This window comes from Candidatus Enterovibrio altilux, assembly GCF_002381345.1.
Lineage (GTDB): Bacteria > Pseudomonadota > Gammaproteobacteria > Enterobacterales > Vibrionaceae > Enterovibrio > Enterovibrio altilux.
Genome location: NZ_CP020660.1, coordinates 706,918 through 724,894, shown reverse-complemented (window position 1 = coordinate 724,894; position 17,977 = coordinate 706,918). Strand labels below are relative to the sequence as shown.

14 protein-coding genes and 6 pseudogenes are annotated in these 17,977 nt (G+C 38.0%); 8 read left to right on the top strand and 12 right to left on the bottom strand.

Going from position 1 to position 17,977, the window contains the following annotated elements; genetic code table 11:
- Positions 1 to 280 precede the first annotated feature (280 nt).
- The 5 genes and pseudogenes from panC to BTN50_RS03065 form a co-directional block, all read right to left on the bottom strand.
- A complete protein-coding gene (panC, locus tag BTN50_RS03085; protein ID WP_096618989.1) occupies positions 281 to 1,159 on the bottom strand; it encodes a pantoate--beta-alanine ligase in 879 nt (292 codons plus the stop codon).
- 14 nt (positions 1,160 to 1,173) lie between these two features.
- The gene (gene panB, locus BTN50_RS03080) at positions 1,174 to 1,968 is read right to left on the bottom strand and encodes a 3-methyl-2-oxobutanoate hydroxymethyltransferase (protein ID WP_096618988.1); all 795 of its coding nucleotides are present in this window, start codon (positions 1,966 to 1,968) and stop codon (positions 1,174 to 1,176) included.
- A gap of 50 nt (positions 1,969 to 2,018) precedes the next feature.
- The gene (gene folK, locus BTN50_RS03075; protein ID WP_096618987.1) at positions 2,019 to 2,501 is read right to left on the bottom strand and encodes a 2-amino-4-hydroxy-6-hydroxymethyldihydropteridine diphosphokinase; all 483 of its coding nucleotides are present in this window, start codon (positions 2,499 to 2,501) and stop codon (positions 2,019 to 2,021) included.
- 3 nt (positions 2,502 to 2,504) lie between these two features.
- Positions 2,505 to 3,863, bottom strand: coding sequence for a polynucleotide adenylyltransferase PcnB (gene pcnB / locus BTN50_RS03070; protein ID WP_096618986.1), 1,359 nt, complete (start codon positions 3,861 to 3,863; stop codon positions 2,505 to 2,507).
- A 184-nt stretch (positions 3,864 to 4,047) separates the two neighbouring features.
- Positions 4,048 to 4,947 (bottom strand): annotated as a pseudogene (locus BTN50_RS03065) (IS5 family transposase).
- A gap of 55 nt (positions 4,948 to 5,002) precedes the next feature.
- Here BTN50_RS03065 and BTN50_RS10940 point away from each other — a divergent pair.
- Positions 5,003 to 5,172 (top strand): annotated as a pseudogene (locus BTN50_RS10940) (IS5/IS1182 family transposase); the annotation flags it as partial.
- A 227-nt stretch (positions 5,173 to 5,399) separates the two neighbouring features.
- On the opposite strand, the gene BTN50_RS09715 reads toward BTN50_RS10940, so the two are convergent.
- The 3 genes and pseudogenes from BTN50_RS09715 to BTN50_RS03055 form a co-directional block, all read right to left on the bottom strand.
- Complete coding sequence (locus BTN50_RS09715; RefSeq protein ID WP_150137204.1) at positions 5,400 to 5,588, bottom strand: hypothetical protein; 189 nt, start codon at positions 5,586 to 5,588, stop codon at positions 5,400 to 5,402.
- Between the two features lie 68 nt (positions 5,589 to 5,656).
- The gene (gene dksA, locus BTN50_RS03060) at positions 5,657 to 6,106 is read right to left on the bottom strand and encodes an RNA polymerase-binding protein DksA (RefSeq protein WP_096618985.1); all 450 of its coding nucleotides are present in this window, start codon (positions 6,104 to 6,106) and stop codon (positions 5,657 to 5,659) included.
- 238 nt (positions 6,107 to 6,344) lie between these two features.
- Positions 6,345 to 7,201, bottom strand: a pseudogene (locus BTN50_RS03055) (IS5 family transposase).
- A gap of 173 nt (positions 7,202 to 7,374) precedes the next feature.
- Between BTN50_RS03055 and BTN50_RS12080 the strand changes: the two are divergent.
- Positions 7,375 to 7,500, top strand: a pseudogene (locus tag BTN50_RS12080) (IS5/IS1182 family transposase); the annotation flags it as partial.
- Between the two features lie 68 nt (positions 7,501 to 7,568).
- On the opposite strand, the gene rnhA reads toward BTN50_RS12080, so the two are convergent.
- A complete protein-coding gene (gene rnhA, locus BTN50_RS03050) occupies positions 7,569 to 8,036 on the bottom strand; it encodes a ribonuclease HI (protein ID WP_096618984.1) in 468 nt (155 codons plus the stop codon).
- 51 nt (positions 8,037 to 8,087) lie between these two features.
- Between rnhA and dnaQ the strand changes: the two genes are divergently transcribed.
- The 3 genes and pseudogenes from dnaQ to BTN50_RS03035 form a co-directional block, all read left to right on the top strand.
- Positions 8,088 to 8,819 (top strand): DNA polymerase III subunit epsilon, encoded by a 732-nt coding sequence (dnaQ, locus tag BTN50_RS03045; RefSeq protein WP_096618983.1) that lies wholly within the window; start codon positions 8,088 to 8,090, stop codon positions 8,817 to 8,819.
- Between the two features lies 1 nt (position 8,820).
- A complete protein-coding gene (locus BTN50_RS03040) occupies positions 8,821 to 10,080 on the top strand; it encodes a TIGR03503 family protein (RefSeq protein ID WP_096618982.1) in 1,260 nt (419 codons plus the stop codon).
- Positions 10,081 to 10,115: 35 nt separating this feature from the next.
- Positions 10,116 to 10,877 (top strand): annotated as a pseudogene (locus BTN50_RS03035) (transposase); the annotation flags it as partial.
- A 247-nt stretch (positions 10,878 to 11,124) separates the two neighbouring features.
- On the opposite strand, the gene BTN50_RS03030 reads toward BTN50_RS03035, so the two are convergent.
- Both BTN50_RS03030 and gpmM read right to left on the bottom strand, forming a co-directional pair.
- On the bottom strand, positions 11,125 to 12,012 hold the full coding sequence (locus BTN50_RS03030; RefSeq protein WP_235610986.1) for a peptidoglycan DD-metalloendopeptidase family protein: 888 nt from the start codon (positions 12,010 to 12,012) through the stop codon (positions 11,125 to 11,127).
- Between the two features lie 263 nt (positions 12,013 to 12,275).
- Positions 12,276 to 13,814: a 2,3-bisphosphoglycerate-independent phosphoglycerate mutase gene (gpmM, locus tag BTN50_RS03025; protein WP_096618981.1), complete on the bottom strand. Its 1,539-nt coding sequence runs from the start codon at positions 13,812 to 13,814 to the stop codon at positions 12,276 to 12,278.
- Between the two features lie 437 nt (positions 13,815 to 14,251).
- Between gpmM and BTN50_RS03020 the strand changes: the two genes are divergently transcribed.
- From BTN50_RS03020 to gpsA, 3 genes are all read left to right on the top strand, one after another.
- Positions 14,252 to 14,692 carry a rhodanese-like domain-containing protein gene (locus BTN50_RS03020; protein ID WP_096618980.1) on the top strand — a complete coding sequence of 147 codons (441 nt, stop codon included), beginning with the start codon at positions 14,252 to 14,254 and terminating at the stop codon, positions 14,690 to 14,692.
- Between the two features lie 99 nt (positions 14,693 to 14,791).
- Positions 14,792 to 15,256 (top strand): protein-export chaperone SecB, encoded by a 465-nt coding sequence (gene secB, locus BTN50_RS03015; protein ID WP_096618979.1) that lies wholly within the window; start codon positions 14,792 to 14,794, stop codon positions 15,254 to 15,256.
- 25 nt (positions 15,257 to 15,281) lie between these two features.
- Positions 15,282 to 16,301 carry an NAD(P)H-dependent glycerol-3-phosphate dehydrogenase gene (gpsA, locus tag BTN50_RS03010; RefSeq protein WP_096618978.1) on the top strand — a complete coding sequence of 340 codons (1,020 nt, stop codon included), beginning with the start codon at positions 15,282 to 15,284 and terminating at the stop codon, positions 16,299 to 16,301.
- A gap of 122 nt (positions 16,302 to 16,423) precedes the next feature.
- On the opposite strand, the pseudogene BTN50_RS03005 reads toward gpsA, so the two are convergent.
- Positions 16,424 to 17,256: pseudogene (locus tag BTN50_RS03005) on the bottom strand (IS5 family transposase).
- Positions 17,257 to 17,977: the final 721 nt, after the last annotated feature.

Here is a 17,977-nt window from a genome sequence, read left to right as displayed (position 1 = left end):
GAGTCTAATCGATTATAATGCTTAGATTGATGAAAGCTACATAATCATCAAAGCGTGAAATAACCTGATAAGTTTCAGTATGTTTAAAACGCAAGTAATCATTAAATAATGAATTGTGTTGTAGTTTACTATTTAAATTTGAATTTGAATGAGGAAATAAAATTATAAAGAAACTTTACTTTGAGAGAGCATTGAAATCAAGTCTTGCAAGTTTATGAACTATAATATTCAACTTAATAGAATTATTCTCCATAGAGTGTTCTATTGAAGTGTTTGAAATTTATTCTTTCTTGTCATCAGTCATAGGAATAGTATATTCGACGATTAAGTTATCGATAAGACGTACTTGACCAAGAATAGTTGAGGCAAGGATCACGGCTTTCGTCGTCTGATCTGTGACTGGCTGTAATGTAATTGCATCACGAATAAAAATTGCATCCGGTTCTAGACCTGCTGCACGTAACTGGTCATTACCATCCAACACTAACTCACTGTAGTTATTACGACCACTACGCATTTGGCTGCTAATCCAACGCAGTGTTTTGGCAAGTACTGGCGCACGTTGGCGTTCATCAACAGTTAAACGAGAATTACGACTACTTATGGCGAGACCATCCATTTCACGTACGGTTTGTACGCCAATGATACTAATTGGTAGCGCCAAATCGAAAACCATTTTGTTTATCACTGCAAGCTGTTGAAAGTCTTTTTCACCAAACAAAGCAACGTCTGGTTGAATTATGTTAAATAACTTACTAATAATAGTAGCAACGCCATTAAAATGATTCGGGCGTGATGCACCTTCAAGAATGTTAGAAAGGCTTGGAACGCTAACAAATACGTGGTTGTCTATGCCTTGAGGGTACATAATATCTATACTTGGTGTGAAAACAACCGCAACACCTTCCATGTTCAGTTTGCTAATGTCCTCATCAATGGTACGAGGGTAAGCTGCTAAATCATCAGGATTATTGAATTGCATTGGATTGACGAAAATACTAACAACAACTACATTGGCGTTTTCGAGTGCTTTTTTGATAAGAGCCAGATGACCATCGTGAAGGTGTCCCATAGTAGGAACGAACGCAATACGTTGCCCCTCATGACGCCATTGAAGGATTTGGTCTCGTACTGAGGCAATTTCAGCGATTACTTGCATATTTTCAGCATTCCTTAATTAAATGTCTGTTCATGGCTTGGGAATTCACCTGTTTCAACTTCTTTAATATAGAGAGAAATGGCCTGACGTAAGTCACCTGTTTTTGAAAGATAATTTTTTGAAAAACTAGGAATATAGTTGGTTGAAATCCCAAACAGATCATGCATAACAAGAACTTGGCCATCAGTAGCGTTACCGGCACCAATACCAATTACAGGAACACGAACAGTATCTGTGATGCGTGCTGCTAGTGCTTTAGGCACACATTCAAGAAGAATAATTTGCGCGCCAGCCATTTCAAGCGCTAATGCATCTTGCACTATCTTTTCAGCTTGCTCATCACTCCGACCTTGTACTTTAAAACCACCAAATATATTAACTGATTGTGGTGTCAGACCAAGGTGAACGCACACAGGTACGGCCCGTTGCACAAGCATAGTGATGGTTGGAGCTAGCCAGCATCCAGCTTCAATTTTCACCATATTAGCACCTGCTTTCATTAGTTCTACTGCATTATTACAAGCTTGCTCAGGTGTGGCGCAAGTCATAAATGGCATGTCGGCTATAAGAAGGCAATTGGGACTGCCAGCACGGACACTGCGAGTATGATATGCCATTTCTTCTAGTGATACTGAAAGCGTATTGTTTTTACCTTGCAGTACCATACCTAAAGAGTCGCCCACCACTAACAATGGTATTTCTTGTTGTTCAAAAAGCTTCGCAAAACTCGCGTCATATGCAGTTACTGAAGCAAATTTACGTCCTTCCTTCTTCCATGCCATTAAGGTATTAATAGTCACTTTTTTCATCTTATTACCTAAAGTTTACTGGTTATTTGAAAGGCACCTTCGCCTTGTGATCACACGAGAACGGTAAGTTCATCTTTATCTATTACAGCTACTAAATTGGTGATTATACTCCCATCTGGTAATTGCAAACCCGGGGCAATTTCGGCGAGAGGGCAAAGCACGAATCCGCGTACTTTCATCCCGTAGTGTGGAACGATTAACCGTTCACTTTTTATTTGCAGATTACCAAAGAGAAGTATGTCTAAATCCAAGATTCTTGAATCCCAGCGTGCTTCTTTACGTTCTCGACCAAATTCTAGCTCAATACGTTGAGTTTGATCAAGAAGATCTAACGGTTCGAGTAATGTATTAATCATTGCAACAGCATTGACGTAATCCGGCTGCTCATAAGCTCCCATTGGTTTGCTGCTGTACAAAGAAGAGCAGCAAATAAACTGTGTACCCGGGAGGTGTTTTAAAGCTTCAATGGCTAGTTTAACCTTCATTACCGGATTTTCCAGATTACTTCCAATTGCTAGATATACACATTGCATTCGTTAATTATGATTCGGTTGTGTCTTATGTTTGCATGATTTAATTTTATGGCAACGACGTACTTTGTTGGTAGAATGTTCTTTATTGAGTACGTGTACCATATAGTTGCGATCATCACTATCTGCCTTTTCAAATGCATCCCACCATAGGGCGAGTTCTTTAAGCTGTCCACTTTCTACTTGGGCACGCATTTCAAGGAAGTCAAACGCAACTCGAAATTTTGGCTGTTCCAGTAGTTTGTATGCTTGGGTGCCCGAGCAAAGGCTTAAACGAAGCTGTAATTGCCACATGTCTCGGATCATTGCCGTAAAGCGGCGAGGAATTGCAGTGTATTTCACTTGTTCATATAGGATATCATTGGCTGCTATCATAAAAGCATCATAGTAACTAAGATCACTGTTAAAAGCAATGCTTTCTGCTCGCGTTTCTACCGGATACCACAGCATGGCTGCGTACATAAATGCAGTGTTAATACGCTGTTCGCTTACAACACCTTTATCTGTGGACTTAAACACGAGCGCCATCATTTGTTCACACTTACTGCTGTGATCTTTCGTGCAGTGTTCTTTAAAACTTGGGAATAGCGGCAAAAATAAATTGTATTTACGCAACATGGCATAAGTTGCGTATCCGTGGCCTGATTGAAGTAGTTTTAAACTTTCTTCGAATAGACGCGCTGATGGAATTTCTTGCAGTAGATGTGAAAGTGCCGGGATCGGTGCTGCTGTTGTTGTATTTATCTTCATGTTGAGTTTGGCGGCAAAGCGGATGGCTCGCAGCATACGTACCGGATCTTCACGATAACGTGTTTCTGGATCGCCAATCAATCGGATTACTCGATTTTTAAGGTCTTCTACACCACCAGCATAATCACGGACGGAGAAATCATTAATATTATAATATAGTGTATTGACGGTGAAGTCACGACGCTGTGCATCTTCATCGATAGAACCATACACATTATCATGCAGTAGCATGCCATCGGTGGATTGGTTCGTGTTCTTTTTATTTTTATCACCCGGATGGTGACCACGAAATGTTGCTACTTCAATCACGTCACGGCCAAATAGAATATGTGCTAAACGGAATCGGCGCCCGACCAAACGGCAGTTACAGAAAAGATCATTCACTTCGTCAGGCGTTGCATCGGTTGCGATATCAAAGTCTTTTGGTTGTATCTCCAACAGTAGATCGCGAACACCTCCACCAACAAGGTATGCCTCATAGCCTGCTTTATTCAGGCGATATAAAACCTTCAGCGCATTTTGACTGATACCTTTTCTTGATATACCGTGCTCTTGACGAGGAATAATTTCTAACTTAAGGTCATCGATATTGCGTATTTTATTATTACGATTCAGTACCTTGCGGTAAAAGCTGGTAACTTGATTAAAGATAATTCACCCCATTTTTGATAGGTCGTAGTATAATAACGACAGCATATGATATAGTATGTCCCTATATTTTAAAAAGATGTAATAATTTCCGTTGCTGTAGACTGACTCTTAATCTGCTAATGCTTCACGCTTCAAGTGGCTTTCTTTTCTAATTCGAGTTTAGATAGCCAATCTCAACATGTTTTATGATGAAACAGTCGCTTTTTATATTAGACATACTTAACCAGGTTAACTTATTTAACACTTTTATTATGGCGTAAGTCTAGTCAATCTGAGCATTATGCTCTCTTAAGTTCAATGTTCCTCCAAGTAGTTTTCTTACTCGAAACATTGCTGTCTCTATGAGGGAACGTTTCTGGTAATCATACCTGGTTTGTCAATGCTGGTTGGAATCATGTAACTTCTGGTAACTTATCGTTAAATTACGCGGATGACCTCGCTTTTAAAAAATTGCTCTTTTTCTTGGTGGTATGAGTGGAACCGTTCGTTTAATCCGAACAGTTTTTGTAACATTATCTGGTGTCATAAGCACCATTAACTGAGATTTTATTGATTTTTCGACGGACTTGTTTGAGTAAGTCAGTAGCACTTCACCATCAGTCATATTTGATGCACTTAGCTCAGCAGTAATAATTTCATGCGTATTTATATTTACCGCTAAATATAACCTATGCCAGGCATGTCGTTTCCCATTAGTACCATGCTTTTTTACTTTTCATTCTCCTTTGCCGTAGATTTTGAGCCCTGTAAAATCAATCGTTAAGTGCTGTATGCTTCCTTTACTCTTCTTGAACATGATGTTAATCGTTTTAGTTCGCTTGCTAATGTATGAATAGGGAGGACATGACAAGGGCAGTTGAACAAGTTTGAAAACAGAATTAATTAACCATTGCAGACCTCTCAATAGCATTGAAAATATGCATTTTATAATGAGGATCATTGTAATGGCTAAGCCGCTAAATAAACGAGGTCTTCCGTAATTACTCTGCTTAGTGTAATTTCATAGCTGAATAGCTTTTTTAGTAATCCAAAATGTTAGTGAGCCCAACTGTTTAGAGTGTTGATTAAAAACTTAGTTTCCTTATTTAGGAAATAAAGTCGACTACCATAAACGTTCCCTTGCAGAGACAGCAATGCTTCGAGTAAAAAATTACTTGGGGGGGAAATTGAGTCTAAGGGATCACATGACTTAAATTAGTGAAACCGACGCTATGATAAAATACTAAATAAGTTGAGAAGACTAGGTATGCCTAATACGAAAGCGATTGTCTAATAATAAATGATATGGGGATTTGCTATCTGTACTAAAATTAAAAAAACGCTTGTAATATAAGTAGTACTGTTTCTATACGGTCACGTCTTCTACCATTACAACTCAATTGAGTTAGGCTTCTAATTTTTATGTTTGACTGTCAGTTAAAAAAGTTTTATTACCTATAGTCTGATTATACAGATTAATAAATTAAGTATCTTCAATGATTAGGAGTATATATGGATAAATTATTTACCTATACATGTCCGTACATGAAGATCACTACCTAGTGCAACAACTAAGTTATTTAAATGCAGTGGACCGGAAGGAGAAGAAGCAAGTTGCCCAATATATTGCGTTTGAGCATAACTAAAATTTATATTTATACGCTTTTCTATAAAGTGAAATTGAATATTAAAAGCTGCTCTAGCAATCAATAGTGAGATCTATAAATAAAGCAAAAAGGGAGCTTGAACTCCCTTTTTGCTTTATTTACTAAAAAGTCTTAGCCAGCCATTTGCTTTTCTTTGATTTCTGCTAGCGTTTTACAGTCAATGCAAAGGTCGGCAGTAGGGCGAGCTTCAAGACGACGCACGCCAATCTCGATATCACAAGAATCGCAGAAGCCGAAATCATCGTCTTCTAAACGTTGAAGCGTTCTCGCAATTTTTTTAATCAGTTTACGTTCACGGTCACGATTACGTAGCTCAAGGCTAAATTCTTCTTCTTGAGCGGCGCGATCAACAGGATCTGGAAAATTTGCTGCTTCATCCTGCATGTGATGAACAGTGCGGTCAACTTCTTCACGTAGTTGACTACGCCATGCATGAAGGATTTTACGAAAATGATCAACTTGAAGATCATTCATGTATTTTTCGCCAACTTTTTCTTGGTATGGTTCTAACCCGGCGGTAGCCAGGATGCCCAGCGATTTTTTAATTTTGCTTTCTGGCATGTAAGCGTTCTCCTCAATACATCCTGACCTGCTAGGTCAAAAGAAGGCAGTATCTATATCAGAAACCTAAATACGAGGCAATCTTTGTTTTCGTATTGTGTTACTCGAGTGTGAACATGTCTGCACTTTTTCTTAGTTTAGGTAAAATAGAACCTTATTTTTATGTACCTGTGGATTGGTGACTGCATCATTTGATTGCATAGTATTTTCACACTGGATCAAGCTACATCTATATGCATTACTGTAGAAATTTTGAGGATACTAAAATGAAACACCATGTACTATAAGTACTATGTAAAAAAGCATTGTGATCTCTTAAGCTCAATGTCCCTCCTAGGAATTTTTTGATTTGAAACATTATCGTCTCTGATAGGGAGCGTTTATGGCAACCATACCTTGTTTTCCAATGCTAATTTGAACCGTATAACTTCTGGTAACTGACAGCAAATTACGCGGATGATCTTGTTTCCCCAAAGTTGCTCTTTTTCTTGGTAGGATGAGTGGGATCGCTTGTTTAATATGAGCGGTTTCGTAATATTGTCTGGCGTCTTAATAAGCATTATGGATTGATATTTCATTGATTTTTCGGTGGGTCTGTTTGAACAAGTTAGATAGCACTTTACCGTCAATTACATTTGATGCACTTCACTCAGCAATAATAGTTTCATGCACATTTATATCTACCGCTAAATGTAACTTGCGCCAGACTTGCCGTTTTTCATTAGTACCATGCTTTTTGACCTTCCATTATCTTTCACCATAGACTTTGAGTCCCGTAGCATCAATGGCTAAGTACTTGATGCTTCCTTTATTTCTCGTCTTGAACGTGACGTTAGCTGTTTTGGCTCGTTTACTAATGCATGAAGAGTGAGAGCATAGCAACGGTAGTTGAGCAACTTTAAAAAAACAGAGTTAATGAATGTTTGCAGATCTCTCAATGGCATTGAAAATACGTATTTAACCATGAGGGCCGTCGTAATGGTTAAGTCGCTAAATAAACGAGGTCTCCCACATTCAGAATGTTAGTGAACCACAATTCATTAAAACTTTATTATACTGCTTTCGGTTAGTTGTTTTGTAGCGAAGATTTTTCATAGACCTGAATATTCAAATGAGCCTAACTATTTAGCGTGTTGACTAAAAATTCAGGTCTTTTCTTTAAAAAATAAAACCGGTTGTCATAAACGTTACCTAGCAGAAATAGTAATGGTTCGAGTCAAATGATTACCTAGCATCGCTTGATTCTATAGCTAAACAGTTTCTTCATTAAACTTCTGGGAGGGACATTGAACCTAAAGGATCATGTAATTCAGATTAATGAAATTTACGCCATGGCAAAAACGTTAAATAAGCTGACCGGGCTAGGTATGCCTAACATGAAAGCGATTGTCTGATAGTGAATCATCTTGGGATGCGCTATCTGAATTCAAATTAAGAAACAAAGCCTACCTAATAGGCAAGATTACTCGTTTGGCAGATAGCCATTATCAGGCTGAATAGGGTTTTCAGCAGCAGTGCGAGCTAGTTCATCGCATCGTTCATTTTCTGGGTGACCAGAATGACCTTTAATCCATTGCCAATAAATAGTATGCTGTTTGACTTCTGTGTCTAAACGCTTCCATAAATCTGCGTTTTTAACGAGTGTATTGTTAGTCGTTTTCCATCCTCGATTTTTCCAGTTATGGATCCATTGTGTAATGCCTAGCCGAACGTATTGACTATCTGTTGTAAGAGTAACATTACAGGGTTCTTTTAGACAGGTGAGTCCCACAATAGCGGCTAGCAGTTCCATACGATTATTGGTCGTAAGACTGAAGCCTTCACTAAGCACTTTTTCATGTTCTTTGTAACGCATTACAACTCCATATCCGCCTGGACCAGGATTACCGAAACAAGAACCATCCGTAAAAACTTCTACTTGCTTGACCATATTTGTTAGTATCTATTTAATTTAATCATTAAGTGTTACACAAATAATGCAATGAATGCTAATTATAATAAAATAATCGTTCTCGATACAGAAACTACGGGCATCAACCGTGAAGGCGGTCCTGTTAATGTAGGGCATAAAATTATTGAAATTGGAGCAGTAGAGATTGTAAATCGTAAACTAACGGGTAACTATTTTCATGTGTATATTAAACCAGATCGTAAGATAGATCTTAAAGCAATTGCTGTTCATGGTATTACGGATATATTTTTGGTTGATAAGCCGAAATATTCGGTTATCCATAAAGAGTTTCTTGAGTTTATTAAAGGCACTGAGTTGGTTGCACACAATGCACCCTTCGACGTCAGCTTTATAGACGGAGAATTCCAGGCGCTTGATCCTAAAATTGGTAAAATTGAAGATTACTGCAGGATTACCGATACCCTTGCAATGGCAAAACAGATATTTCCTGGTCAGAAAAATAATTTGGATATTCTCTGCGAACGTTATGGTATAGATAACTCTCATCGAACCATGCACGGTGCTTTGCTTGATGCCAAAATATTAGCTGATGTTTATTTGTTAATGACAGGCGGACAAACTACATTGGCATTCAGCGGTACTGATAAAAACGAGCAAGATGGGGGGGAAATTAGGCGTGTAGAAATAGGAACAAAAGGACTAAAGATTATCCATGCATCAGCCGATGAACTGATTGAGCATAATTCTCAGTTAGATATAATTGAAAAAAAAGGTAGCTGCTTGTGGGGCAACGGGAGATGATATGAGAACAAAGTGGGCATGGTTTTTGCTTATTTTGCTGATAGTATGTAACCCTTCAGTCGCGAATACATCCGATCGTGATATTCGATTATTAAATAATCGTTTTAGAGTTGATTCCACGATCTCTCAAGTTGCTTTTATTATTTACCGCAAGCAATCGAGTCATCCCGTTGTGCTTATCCAGCCAGATGGAACGAAACTTTATGCTTGGCGACATCCAAAAAATGTGTCTTGGCACCAAGAATCTGATAGGGACATCGTGTCAGTGCTTGCCCCCATGCCTGGACCTTGGCAGGCTATCGGAAAGGTGACTCCTGAAAATAAAATTCGTATCCTTTCTGAACTGAATATGAAGGTTAATAGCTTCCCTGCGCGCTTATATCAAGGGGAAACGATTAAATTCACAGCACAGCTAATGCAGGCTGATAGCCCATTAAATTTTCATGATTTTTTGAATAGCGTTGAGTTAACGGTTACCTTTACAGAGTTGATTGACGGTATTAATGATATTCCTGTTGATCAGAGACCACAAGAAAGACTTCTTGGGAAGTTTAAAGATACTGGAACAGAACTTGATGAAGTGGCTGGAGATGGCATCTTTACCGTTAAATTACCAATTAATGTTCAACCTGGTAAATATCATGCCCGAGTGGCGTCAGGCAATAATATTTTTTTGCGCACGCTTGAACAAGAAGTGTTTGTGTATCCAACACCACTGATGGCGACGTTTAAACAGAGTAAACAAAAAGCCTTACCTCATAATTTTTTTGTAGAATCAGATGCTGCAAGTATTGAGCCAGGCACCATTGCAATGCATGTTGAATTTTTAGATACTAACGGTAAACTTTCAGTTTATCAAGGTCAGGCAATAAAAGAGTATACGCGAATGACTGTTGATATTGATAATTTTGATGTATCTGGAAGGCATAAGTGGCATGCGTGGCTTTATGGAACGGATAAGCTATTAGGACGTCCTCTTGTTTTTGCATTACCAGAACAAACATTTGTGGTGGCTGACTACGAAGCCATAGAGAAAGCTACCTTTGAGCGTGAAGTGCGAGAAATTGAACGAGCACAAGAAGAAGAGAAGCGGCTTGCTACTCAAAGGAGAGAAAATCGCACAATAGTGCTGATTACTATTATTGTAGGAAATATTTTTGTATTAGCATTAGCGCTATTGACGTGGTTTATTAACCATAAAGTTAAAGCGAATAAATTGGCAATTGAAATAAAAAATGAGCTTAAAACGTCTTCACCATAAGAATAAGCAGCGTGATTACTTGATATAAAAAAATTATGGCTTTTTTTGTGCGGATACTCAAGCAAACTTTAATCAATCGTGACTTACTAGATATTCTCGGTTGATGGAGAAGTCATGCAGCTATGGTATGAAACTAAGCAGGGTAACCATGGGAGACTTCGTTTATTTAGCGATTTAGCCATTACGAGGGTCCTCATTATTAAATGTGTATTTTCAATGTTATGAAAGATCAGCAAGAATTCATTCGCTCTGTTTTCAAACTTGCTTAACTGTCTTTGTCATGCTCTCACTCTTCATGCATGAGCAAACGAGCCAAAACGGTAACGTCATGTTCAAGACAAAAAATGAAGGAAGCATACAGCATTTAGCCATTGATTTTACTGGCTCAAAGTCCACGGGAAGATAAATAAAAAGTAAAAAAGCATGGTACTGATGGGAAATGGCGAATCTGGTGCAAGTTATATTTAGTGGTAGGTATAAATGCGCATGAAACCATTGCAGCTGAGTGACGCGCATCAAATGTGACGGACGGTGCAGTGCTACCTAACTTATTCAAACAAACCTGCTGAAAAATCAATGAAACATCAGCTTATGGTGCATACTACACTAGGTAATTTTATGGAAACGAGGTTATCCGCGTAATTTGGCGGGTTAGTTACTGAAAGTTATATGATGCTAATAAGCATTGGAAAGCGAAGTATAGTTACCATAAACATTATCTATCAGAGACGGCAACGTGTCGAGCTAAAAAACTACTTGGAGGGACATTGAGCTTAAGAGAGTATAATTCTCAGATTAGCTAAACCGACGCCATAATAAAAGCGTTAAAAAAGTTAGTAGGGCTAAGTATGTGTAACAAGAAAGCTATTATCTAATAGTGAATCATGTGAAATTTATTTTTTGAACTCAAATTAGAAAAGAAAGCTGACTTTAAGCACTATTGTTTTATAATGATTAATTGATCGAATACATAACCTCTAAGGTCAGTAGTGGAAGAGTAGGACGATGACAGTGATCACCTTTTGCACCTGTATTCAGCGGCATTTACTGAACTAACCAGAGGCTGGGATTGGTAGCATTACCCTGGCGCCGAATTTCGAAATAGAGGCCCATATTTGTTTGCCCGCCACTATTGCCGATCAGGGCAATAGGGTCACCTGCTTTCACTGTTTCCCCTATATTTTTCAACAATGCTTGATTATAGCCATAGAAACTCATGTCACCTTTACCGTGGTCAATTACCAGCATTAAGCCATAGCCACGTAACCAGTTAGAAAGCACCACTATACCATCGTGGGTGGCGTTGACTGTGGTTCCTTTTTCCGCAGCAACTACCATGCCATTCCAGTGTAGTTCTCCTGTTTGTGCGCTACCAAAACTATGTAGTACTTTGCCTTTAACTGGCCAATGGAGTTTACCTTTGTATTCACCCAAACCATTCATTTTTATGTTGGCTTGTTCGGCAGCTTTATCTAGTTCTACTTTAAGGCGATCTGCGTTGCTGCGAAGTTCAGATAAATAGTTTTTATTACTGCGTATTTTGCGTTGAACCGCATTGATCATTTTATGTTGTGCGTTTTGTCGTTTTTCAAGTGTAGTTATGTTAGTTTTTAGTGTGTTTAGTAGTACCGTTTGTTTTTGTTTTTGCTGATCGAGAATATGGCGCTTTAATTGCAACGTTGTGTTTGTTGTGACTAGTATATTTGTTGCATCAGTCCTGGCTTTGGAAAGATGTTCTGCGTATACTACCATACGGTCAAGATTGTAGCTGTCTTTACCATTTAAAAATGTATTAATTTGGTTATTTTTGCCTTGGTGATATTGGCTGTTTAGAAGTTCTTTTAATAATTCAATTTGGCCGAGTTTAAGTTGCTTAAGATGCTGACTTGCTTCGTTAAGTGTGGCAATTTCGTTTGTAAGTGCTCTTAACATGAAAGATACAGTATGAACTTTAGTCGCGAGTACGCTTATTAATTGTTTTTGTTTTTTTAGGTTAATTTGAAATCTGCTTAATTTTTTGTTGCTGATGTTAAGTTCCTGCGTTTGATGAAAAATTTCGTCTTTTATGCTAAATAATTGTCTATCATCAGCTAAGGTTATTCCATTTAAAAAATGGTATAATAAAACACCAGTGTATAATGCACTGGTGTTAATGTGAAAGGTGAGCCGTTTGACTATTGCTCGCATAAGCTGCATTATTTTAAATTAAACAATAGTTTACCCGTCATGTCTGATGGGATTGAGGTATCTGTTAGTGCCAACATGGTGGGTGCTAGGTCAGAAAGTTTACCACCGTCAACCAGTTTCAGATCTTTGTCACCTACATAGATTAAAGGGACAGGTAGGTTGGTGTGTGCTGTATGAATATCACCCGTTTCAGGGTTAACCATCATTTCAGCGTTGCCGTGGTCAGCAGTGATCAGCAGTTGGCCACCAATTTCTTTGATTGCTTCCACCACACGACTAATACAATAGTCAATCGTTTCACAAGATTTAACTGCTGCATCATATATACCCGTATGGCCAACCATGTCGCCATTTGGGTAGTTACAGATAATCTGGTCGAACTTACCGCCCTTAATAGCAGCAACCAACTGGTCAGTCAGCTCTTTAGAACTCATTTCAGGCTGCATATCATACGTAGCTACTTTTGGCGAAGCAATCAATGAGCGTTCTTCACCTTCGAAAACATCTTCAACGCCACCATTAAAGAAAAAGGTCACGTGCGCATACTTTTCCGTTTCAGAGATACGTAGTTGTGTTTTGCCTTTTTTTGATAGCCATTCACCTAGAGTATTCACAAGGTTAACTGATGAGTACGCGCAAGCAGCATCAATATCAACTGCGTATTCAGTTAGCATCACGAAATTAGATAGTGTAACTATTTTTGAACGGGTAAAGCCGTTGAAAATAGGCAGAAACGCACGCGTGATTTGGCGAGCACGATCAGCACGAAAATTCATAAAAATCAGGCTATCACCGTCGTTAATAGATGCAACAGGTTGGCCCTCAACGCGTATTTCAGATGCTTTAACAAACTCGTCGCTTTCTTCGCGAGCATATGCAGCTTCGAGTGCTTTGACTGATGACGCATAAGTAAATGCACTTTTTGGTTGAGTTAGCAGGTCGTAAGCTTGCTCTATTCGATCCCAGTTGTTATCGCGATCCATTGCATAGTAACGTCCAATAATAGATGCAATGCGACCTTTACCTAATTTTTTAAATAATTCATCAAAATAAATTAAAGAATTTCGTGCGCTACGTGGTGGTGTGTCACGACCGTCTAAAAAACAGTGAAGGTACACATGTTCAGCACCACGTTGAACGGCCATTTTTACCATTGCGACTATGTGGTCTTCATGACTATGTACACCCCCTGATGATATCAAACCCATGATGTGAACCACTTTGTCTGCTTGTACTGCTTTATCAATAACACTAGTTAGTACAGCGTTGTTAAAAAATTCTCCATCAGTAATATCTTTGGTAATTTTTGTTAAGTTTTGGTAAACTATGCGACCGGCACCTATGTTAGTGTGACCAACTTCTGAGTTGCCCATTTGACCGTCTGGTAGACCAACATCCATGCCTGATGCAGAGATTAAAGTGCTGTTACTTATCATCAACTCATCAATAGTTGGTGTGTTTGCGTTAGCAATGGCATTGTTGTTATTATCTTCTCGATAACCCCATCCATCTAGGATAACAAGTACCAAAGGCTTCTTAGCAGGCATACAGTATCCTCTTTAATATTAAATTCAATGTTTAAAATAAAAAAAGTAATTAACGTAACTTTACTATATTTTATTGGTTGAACAGTAAGCAAATATTTTGATATGGTCATTAAATAAATGTTGTGCTAGCAAACGGTTTGTATAGTAAACATGCATTTTAAGTTATTTATGACTATTATCAATAATGCTGATTAAGCATGAAAATGCTAAAAAAATTATAGTAAATAAACGGGTTTTCATTGTTTCTATCTATATTTATGCATGGTAAATATTAGTGCGTTAATCAATAATTAAGGGTGAGTATGATATATTTTGAAAAGTAGACTTTTTTTAAAGTGGTCAGCATGGGCATGGAAATCCAAGACCACGCTGTATTTAGGGACCGGGAAGATTATACTCGGAATCATTTTTTGCCGACATGAATGTAGAAATCAGTTATGCAGCAATTTATTGAATTTGTTCAAAGTGAAATGATTTTGTCACTTGTGTGGGTGGCTCTGGTTGTCACGCTGATTGTGTCAGTTGTTAAACAAAAAACAGCCGCTTATACCATTGTTGCACCCAATGTTGCGACCACATTGGTCAACCGTCAGAATGGTGTGTTTGTTGATATTCGTAGCCGTGATGAATATCGTGCTGGTCATATTGCAGGCGCACTTCATGTTTTAGTAAAAGACATTAAAGAGAATAGCATGAGTGAACTTGAGAAACATAAGTCTGACCCAATTATTGTGGTATGTAAGGCTGGTCAAGTTGCTGTCAAAAACGCGAATATGTTGATAAAATTAGGATTTAAAAATATTAGTATTCTTAAAGATGGTTTGATATCGTGGAATGAAGCTAATCTTCCATTAGTTAAACAGAAAAGAAAAAAGTAACCGTTTAACTGATGACCTATTTGACAGGCAGCCGAGTAAGGCTGCCTGTATTATTTTATAATGTGAGAGCACATTTTTAAATAATAAGGATTTATAACCATGGCTGAAGTAGCAACTAACTCAAAATCACAACAAAATTTTATTATTCAACGTATTTTTCTGAAAGACCTTTCTTTCGAAGCTCCAAACTCTCCTAATGTGTTTAAGCAAGAATGGAATCCAGATGTAAATCTAGACTTAGACACGCAAAGTTGCCAGCTGGGTAAAGATGTTTACGAAGTAGTTTTACGTTTGACCGTAACGGTTAAAAATGCTGAAAAAAATGCGTTTCTGTGTGAAGTTCAGCAAGGTGGTATTTTTACCGTGAATGACATGGAAGAGCCACAATTAGCACATTGTCTAGGTGCATTCTGTCCGAATATATTGTTTCCATACGCTCGGGAGACTATTTCTAATTTGGTAATTAAAGGTGCATTCCCACAACTGAATCTTGCTCCGGTTGACTTTGTTGCATTATTCATGAATTACCTGCAAGAGCAGGCTAATGCAGGCGCAGAAGTTTAATGTAAGTAAATTAAGGTCGACACTGATGACAAACAATGCTCCGAATATAAACGTAGCAATGACCGTATTGGGCGCCGGCTCTTATGGTACGTCTCTCGCAATTTCATTAGCACGTAAGGGAACAAATATAATATTGTGGGGACACGAAGTTGAGCATATGAGACAGCTTAAAATTGATCGTTCTAATGAAGTATTTCTGTCTGGTGTTCCTTTTCCAGATTCATTGATTCTGTGTGCTGATCTTGAAGAAGCAGTACAAGCGACGCGTGATATTTTAGTTGTAGTACCAAGTTATGTATTTGGCTTGGTGTTGGCACAGGTTAGACCCTTCCTTCGTGATGACCAACGTATTTGTTGGGCTACGAAAGGTTTAGAGCCAGAAACAGGTTGTTTGTTACAAGACGTAGCACGAAAGCAATTAGGTGATAATGTGCCGTTAGCAGTATTATCAGGACCAACTTTTGCTAAAGAGCTCGCAGCGGGCATGCCGACTGCTATTGCTGTGGCATCACCTAATGCGGAGTTTTTAGCCGATTTGCAAGAAAAAATCCATTGTAGTCGTACGTTTCGTGTGTATGGTAATAATGATTTTATTGGTATGCAGCTTGGTGGTGCAGTCAAAAATATTATTGCTATTGGTGCTGGTATGTCTGATGGCATTGGCTTTGGTGCAAATGCACGTACTGCATTGATCACTCGTGGCCTTGCTGAACTTACTAGATTGGGTATGAAACTTGGAGCTGAACGAGAAACGTTCATGGGTATGGCTGGTTTGGGTGATTTAGTTCTTACGTGTACTGATAATCAATCTCGTAACCGTCGTTTTGGTTTTGCCTTGGGACAAGGCAAAAGTATTGAAGAAGCAAAGATTTCAATTGGTCAAGTTGTAGAAGGCTGTCGTAACACCAAAGAAGTCCGTATGCTTGCTGAGCGCATGGGGGTTGAAATGCCTATCGTAGAGCAAATTTACCATGTGTTATATAAAGGCAAAGCTGCTAAATTGGCTGCGCAAGATTTATTGGCACGCCAACGAACATCTGAATAGAGCATGCACTACTGTATGAAGTGGCTTTATTTCCTGATTCGAGTTTAACTAGTAAATTTCAATATAATTAACTATTAGACTTTTGCTGTCATTTTAGACATAGCTAGCTCGGTTAGCTTATTTCATTCTTTTATCTTGTTGTAGGTTTATCCAATTCGGGTATTATAGCCCTTTAAGTGCAAGGTTCCCCCGAATAATTTTTGACTCGAAAGACTATTGTTTTTGATAGGCTATATCTATGGTAATTTACCTCATTTTTCTACTCATTGGAACTATATAATGGCTGGTAACAGACTATAAAATGATGCGAATAATCTCGTTTTGAAAAATTATTTTTTTGGGTAGGACGAATGGAATCTTCCGTTTAATGTGAGCGGTTTTGTAATACTGTCTGGTGTCATCAGCACCATGGCCTAATATTTAATTCATTATTGCAGCAGGGCAGTTTGAGCAAGTTAGGTAGCATTATACCATCAGTCATGTGTGATGCACTTAACTCAGCAGCAATGATTTCATGTGAATTTATATCTACCGCTAGACGTAACTTGTGTCAAATTCAACGTTAACCGTCAGGACCATGCTTTTTGGCTTGCTATTCTCCGTAACCGTATACTTAGAGCTCCGTATAATCAATGGCTAAGTGCTGGATAGTTCTTTTATTTTTTGTTTTGAACATGACGTTAACTATTGTGGTTCGTTTGCTAATGCATGCATAGTGAGGTCATGGCAACGGCAGTTGAATAAATTTGAAAACAGGATTAATGAATCCTTGCAGACCTCTCAATGGCATTAAAAATATGCCTTTAACCATGAGGGCCGTCGTAATGGCCAAGTCATTAAATACACGAGGTTTTTCGTGATTACCTTGTTTAGTTGGATCCCACAGCTGAATGGCTTATTCATCAAACAAAAATATTATTGAGCTATGATTGATTAAGGCTCGATGATACAGCATTCAGTTAGTTCTTTTTTAGCGAAGTTTGTTCATAGACCTGAATATTTTAGCGATCCTAACTGTTTTAAGTATTGGTTTAAAAAATAAAGCTGTGATTAATTTTTGATTTTAGGCATACTTTTAAAGTATTTTCTTATTTTTTAAATGATAACTATCATTATTTCACTGTAATGCATTTTAATTGTGCAGTAAACAATCCGACATCAATGTCTTCATTGTGACATCATCAACAAATAAAACTGAACATTGTCAAAATGATAAGCTGCTGGTTAAAATAAGGCTGTTCTGTTTATAATACATAATTATTACACTGAATAATAAATTAATTTTTTACGACTTAAGTAAGCTTCATATGCCCAATTATTTTTTTTGTTAAATTATTTCAAGTGTGCACGGAATATTACGTGGAGTATAGGGTTTGCTAACGATTGTGTATTCTCTGGCATAATATCGCGGCTTTGTTGCCTAATTCGAGTGCAGACATTAAATTTCAATATGATTCATGATTCATGATTAAACAATCGCTTGCGTGTTGGGCAGACTTCATTTTTTTAATCCAAGTTGTGTAATCCCTTAGGATTCATGTTCCTCCAAATAGTTTTTTGACTCGAGCTAGTACTCTCTTTGCTAAGTAATGGTTATGGTAACCGGTTTTATTTCTTAAATAAGGGAGCTAAATTTTCAATCAGTGCTTGAAACAGTTAAGTTTACTTAAATACTC

What these genes read in the sequence shown, in the direction of transcription:
- panC (WP_096618989.1), bottom strand. Translation starts at nt 1,159, where the DNA reads ATGCAAGTAATCGCTGAAATTGCCTCAGTACGAGACCAAATCCTTCAA.
- panB (WP_096618988.1), bottom strand. Translation starts at nt 1,968, where the DNA reads ATGAAAAAAGTGACTATTAATACCTTAATGGCATGGAAGAAGGAAGGA.
- folK (WP_096618987.1), bottom strand. Translation starts at nt 2,501, where the DNA reads ATGCAATGTGTATATCTAGCAATTGGAAGTAATCTGGAAAATCCGGTA.
- dksA (WP_096618985.1), bottom strand. Translation starts at nt 6,106, where the DNA reads ATGCCAGAAAGCAAAATTAAAAAATCGCTGGGCATCCTGGCTACCGCC.
- rnhA (WP_096618984.1), bottom strand. Translation starts at nt 8,036, where the DNA reads ATGGTCAAGCAAGTAGAAGTTTTTACGGATGGTTCTTGTTTCGGTAAT.
- dnaQ (WP_096618983.1), top strand. Translation starts at nt 8,088, where the DNA reads ATGAATGCTAATTATAATAAAATAATCGTTCTCGATACAGAAACTACG.
- BTN50_RS03040 (WP_096618982.1), top strand. Translation starts at nt 8,821, where the DNA reads ATGAGAACAAAGTGGGCATGGTTTTTGCTTATTTTGCTGATAGTATGT.
- BTN50_RS03030 (WP_235610986.1), bottom strand. Translation starts at nt 12,012, where the DNA reads ATGTTAAGAGCACTTACAAACGAAATTGCCACACTTAACGAAGCAAGT.
- gpmM (WP_096618981.1), bottom strand. Translation starts at nt 13,814, where the DNA reads ATGCCTGCTAAGAAGCCTTTGGTACTTGTTATCCTAGATGGATGGGGT.
- BTN50_RS03020 (WP_096618980.1), top strand. Translation starts at nt 14,252, where the DNA reads ATGCAGCAATTTATTGAATTTGTTCAAAGTGAAATGATTTTGTCACTT.
- secB (WP_096618979.1), top strand. Translation starts at nt 14,792, where the DNA reads ATGGCTGAAGTAGCAACTAACTCAAAATCACAACAAAATTTTATTATT.
- gpsA (WP_096618978.1), top strand. Translation starts at nt 15,282, where the DNA reads ATGACAAACAATGCTCCGAATATAAACGTAGCAATGACCGTATTGGGC.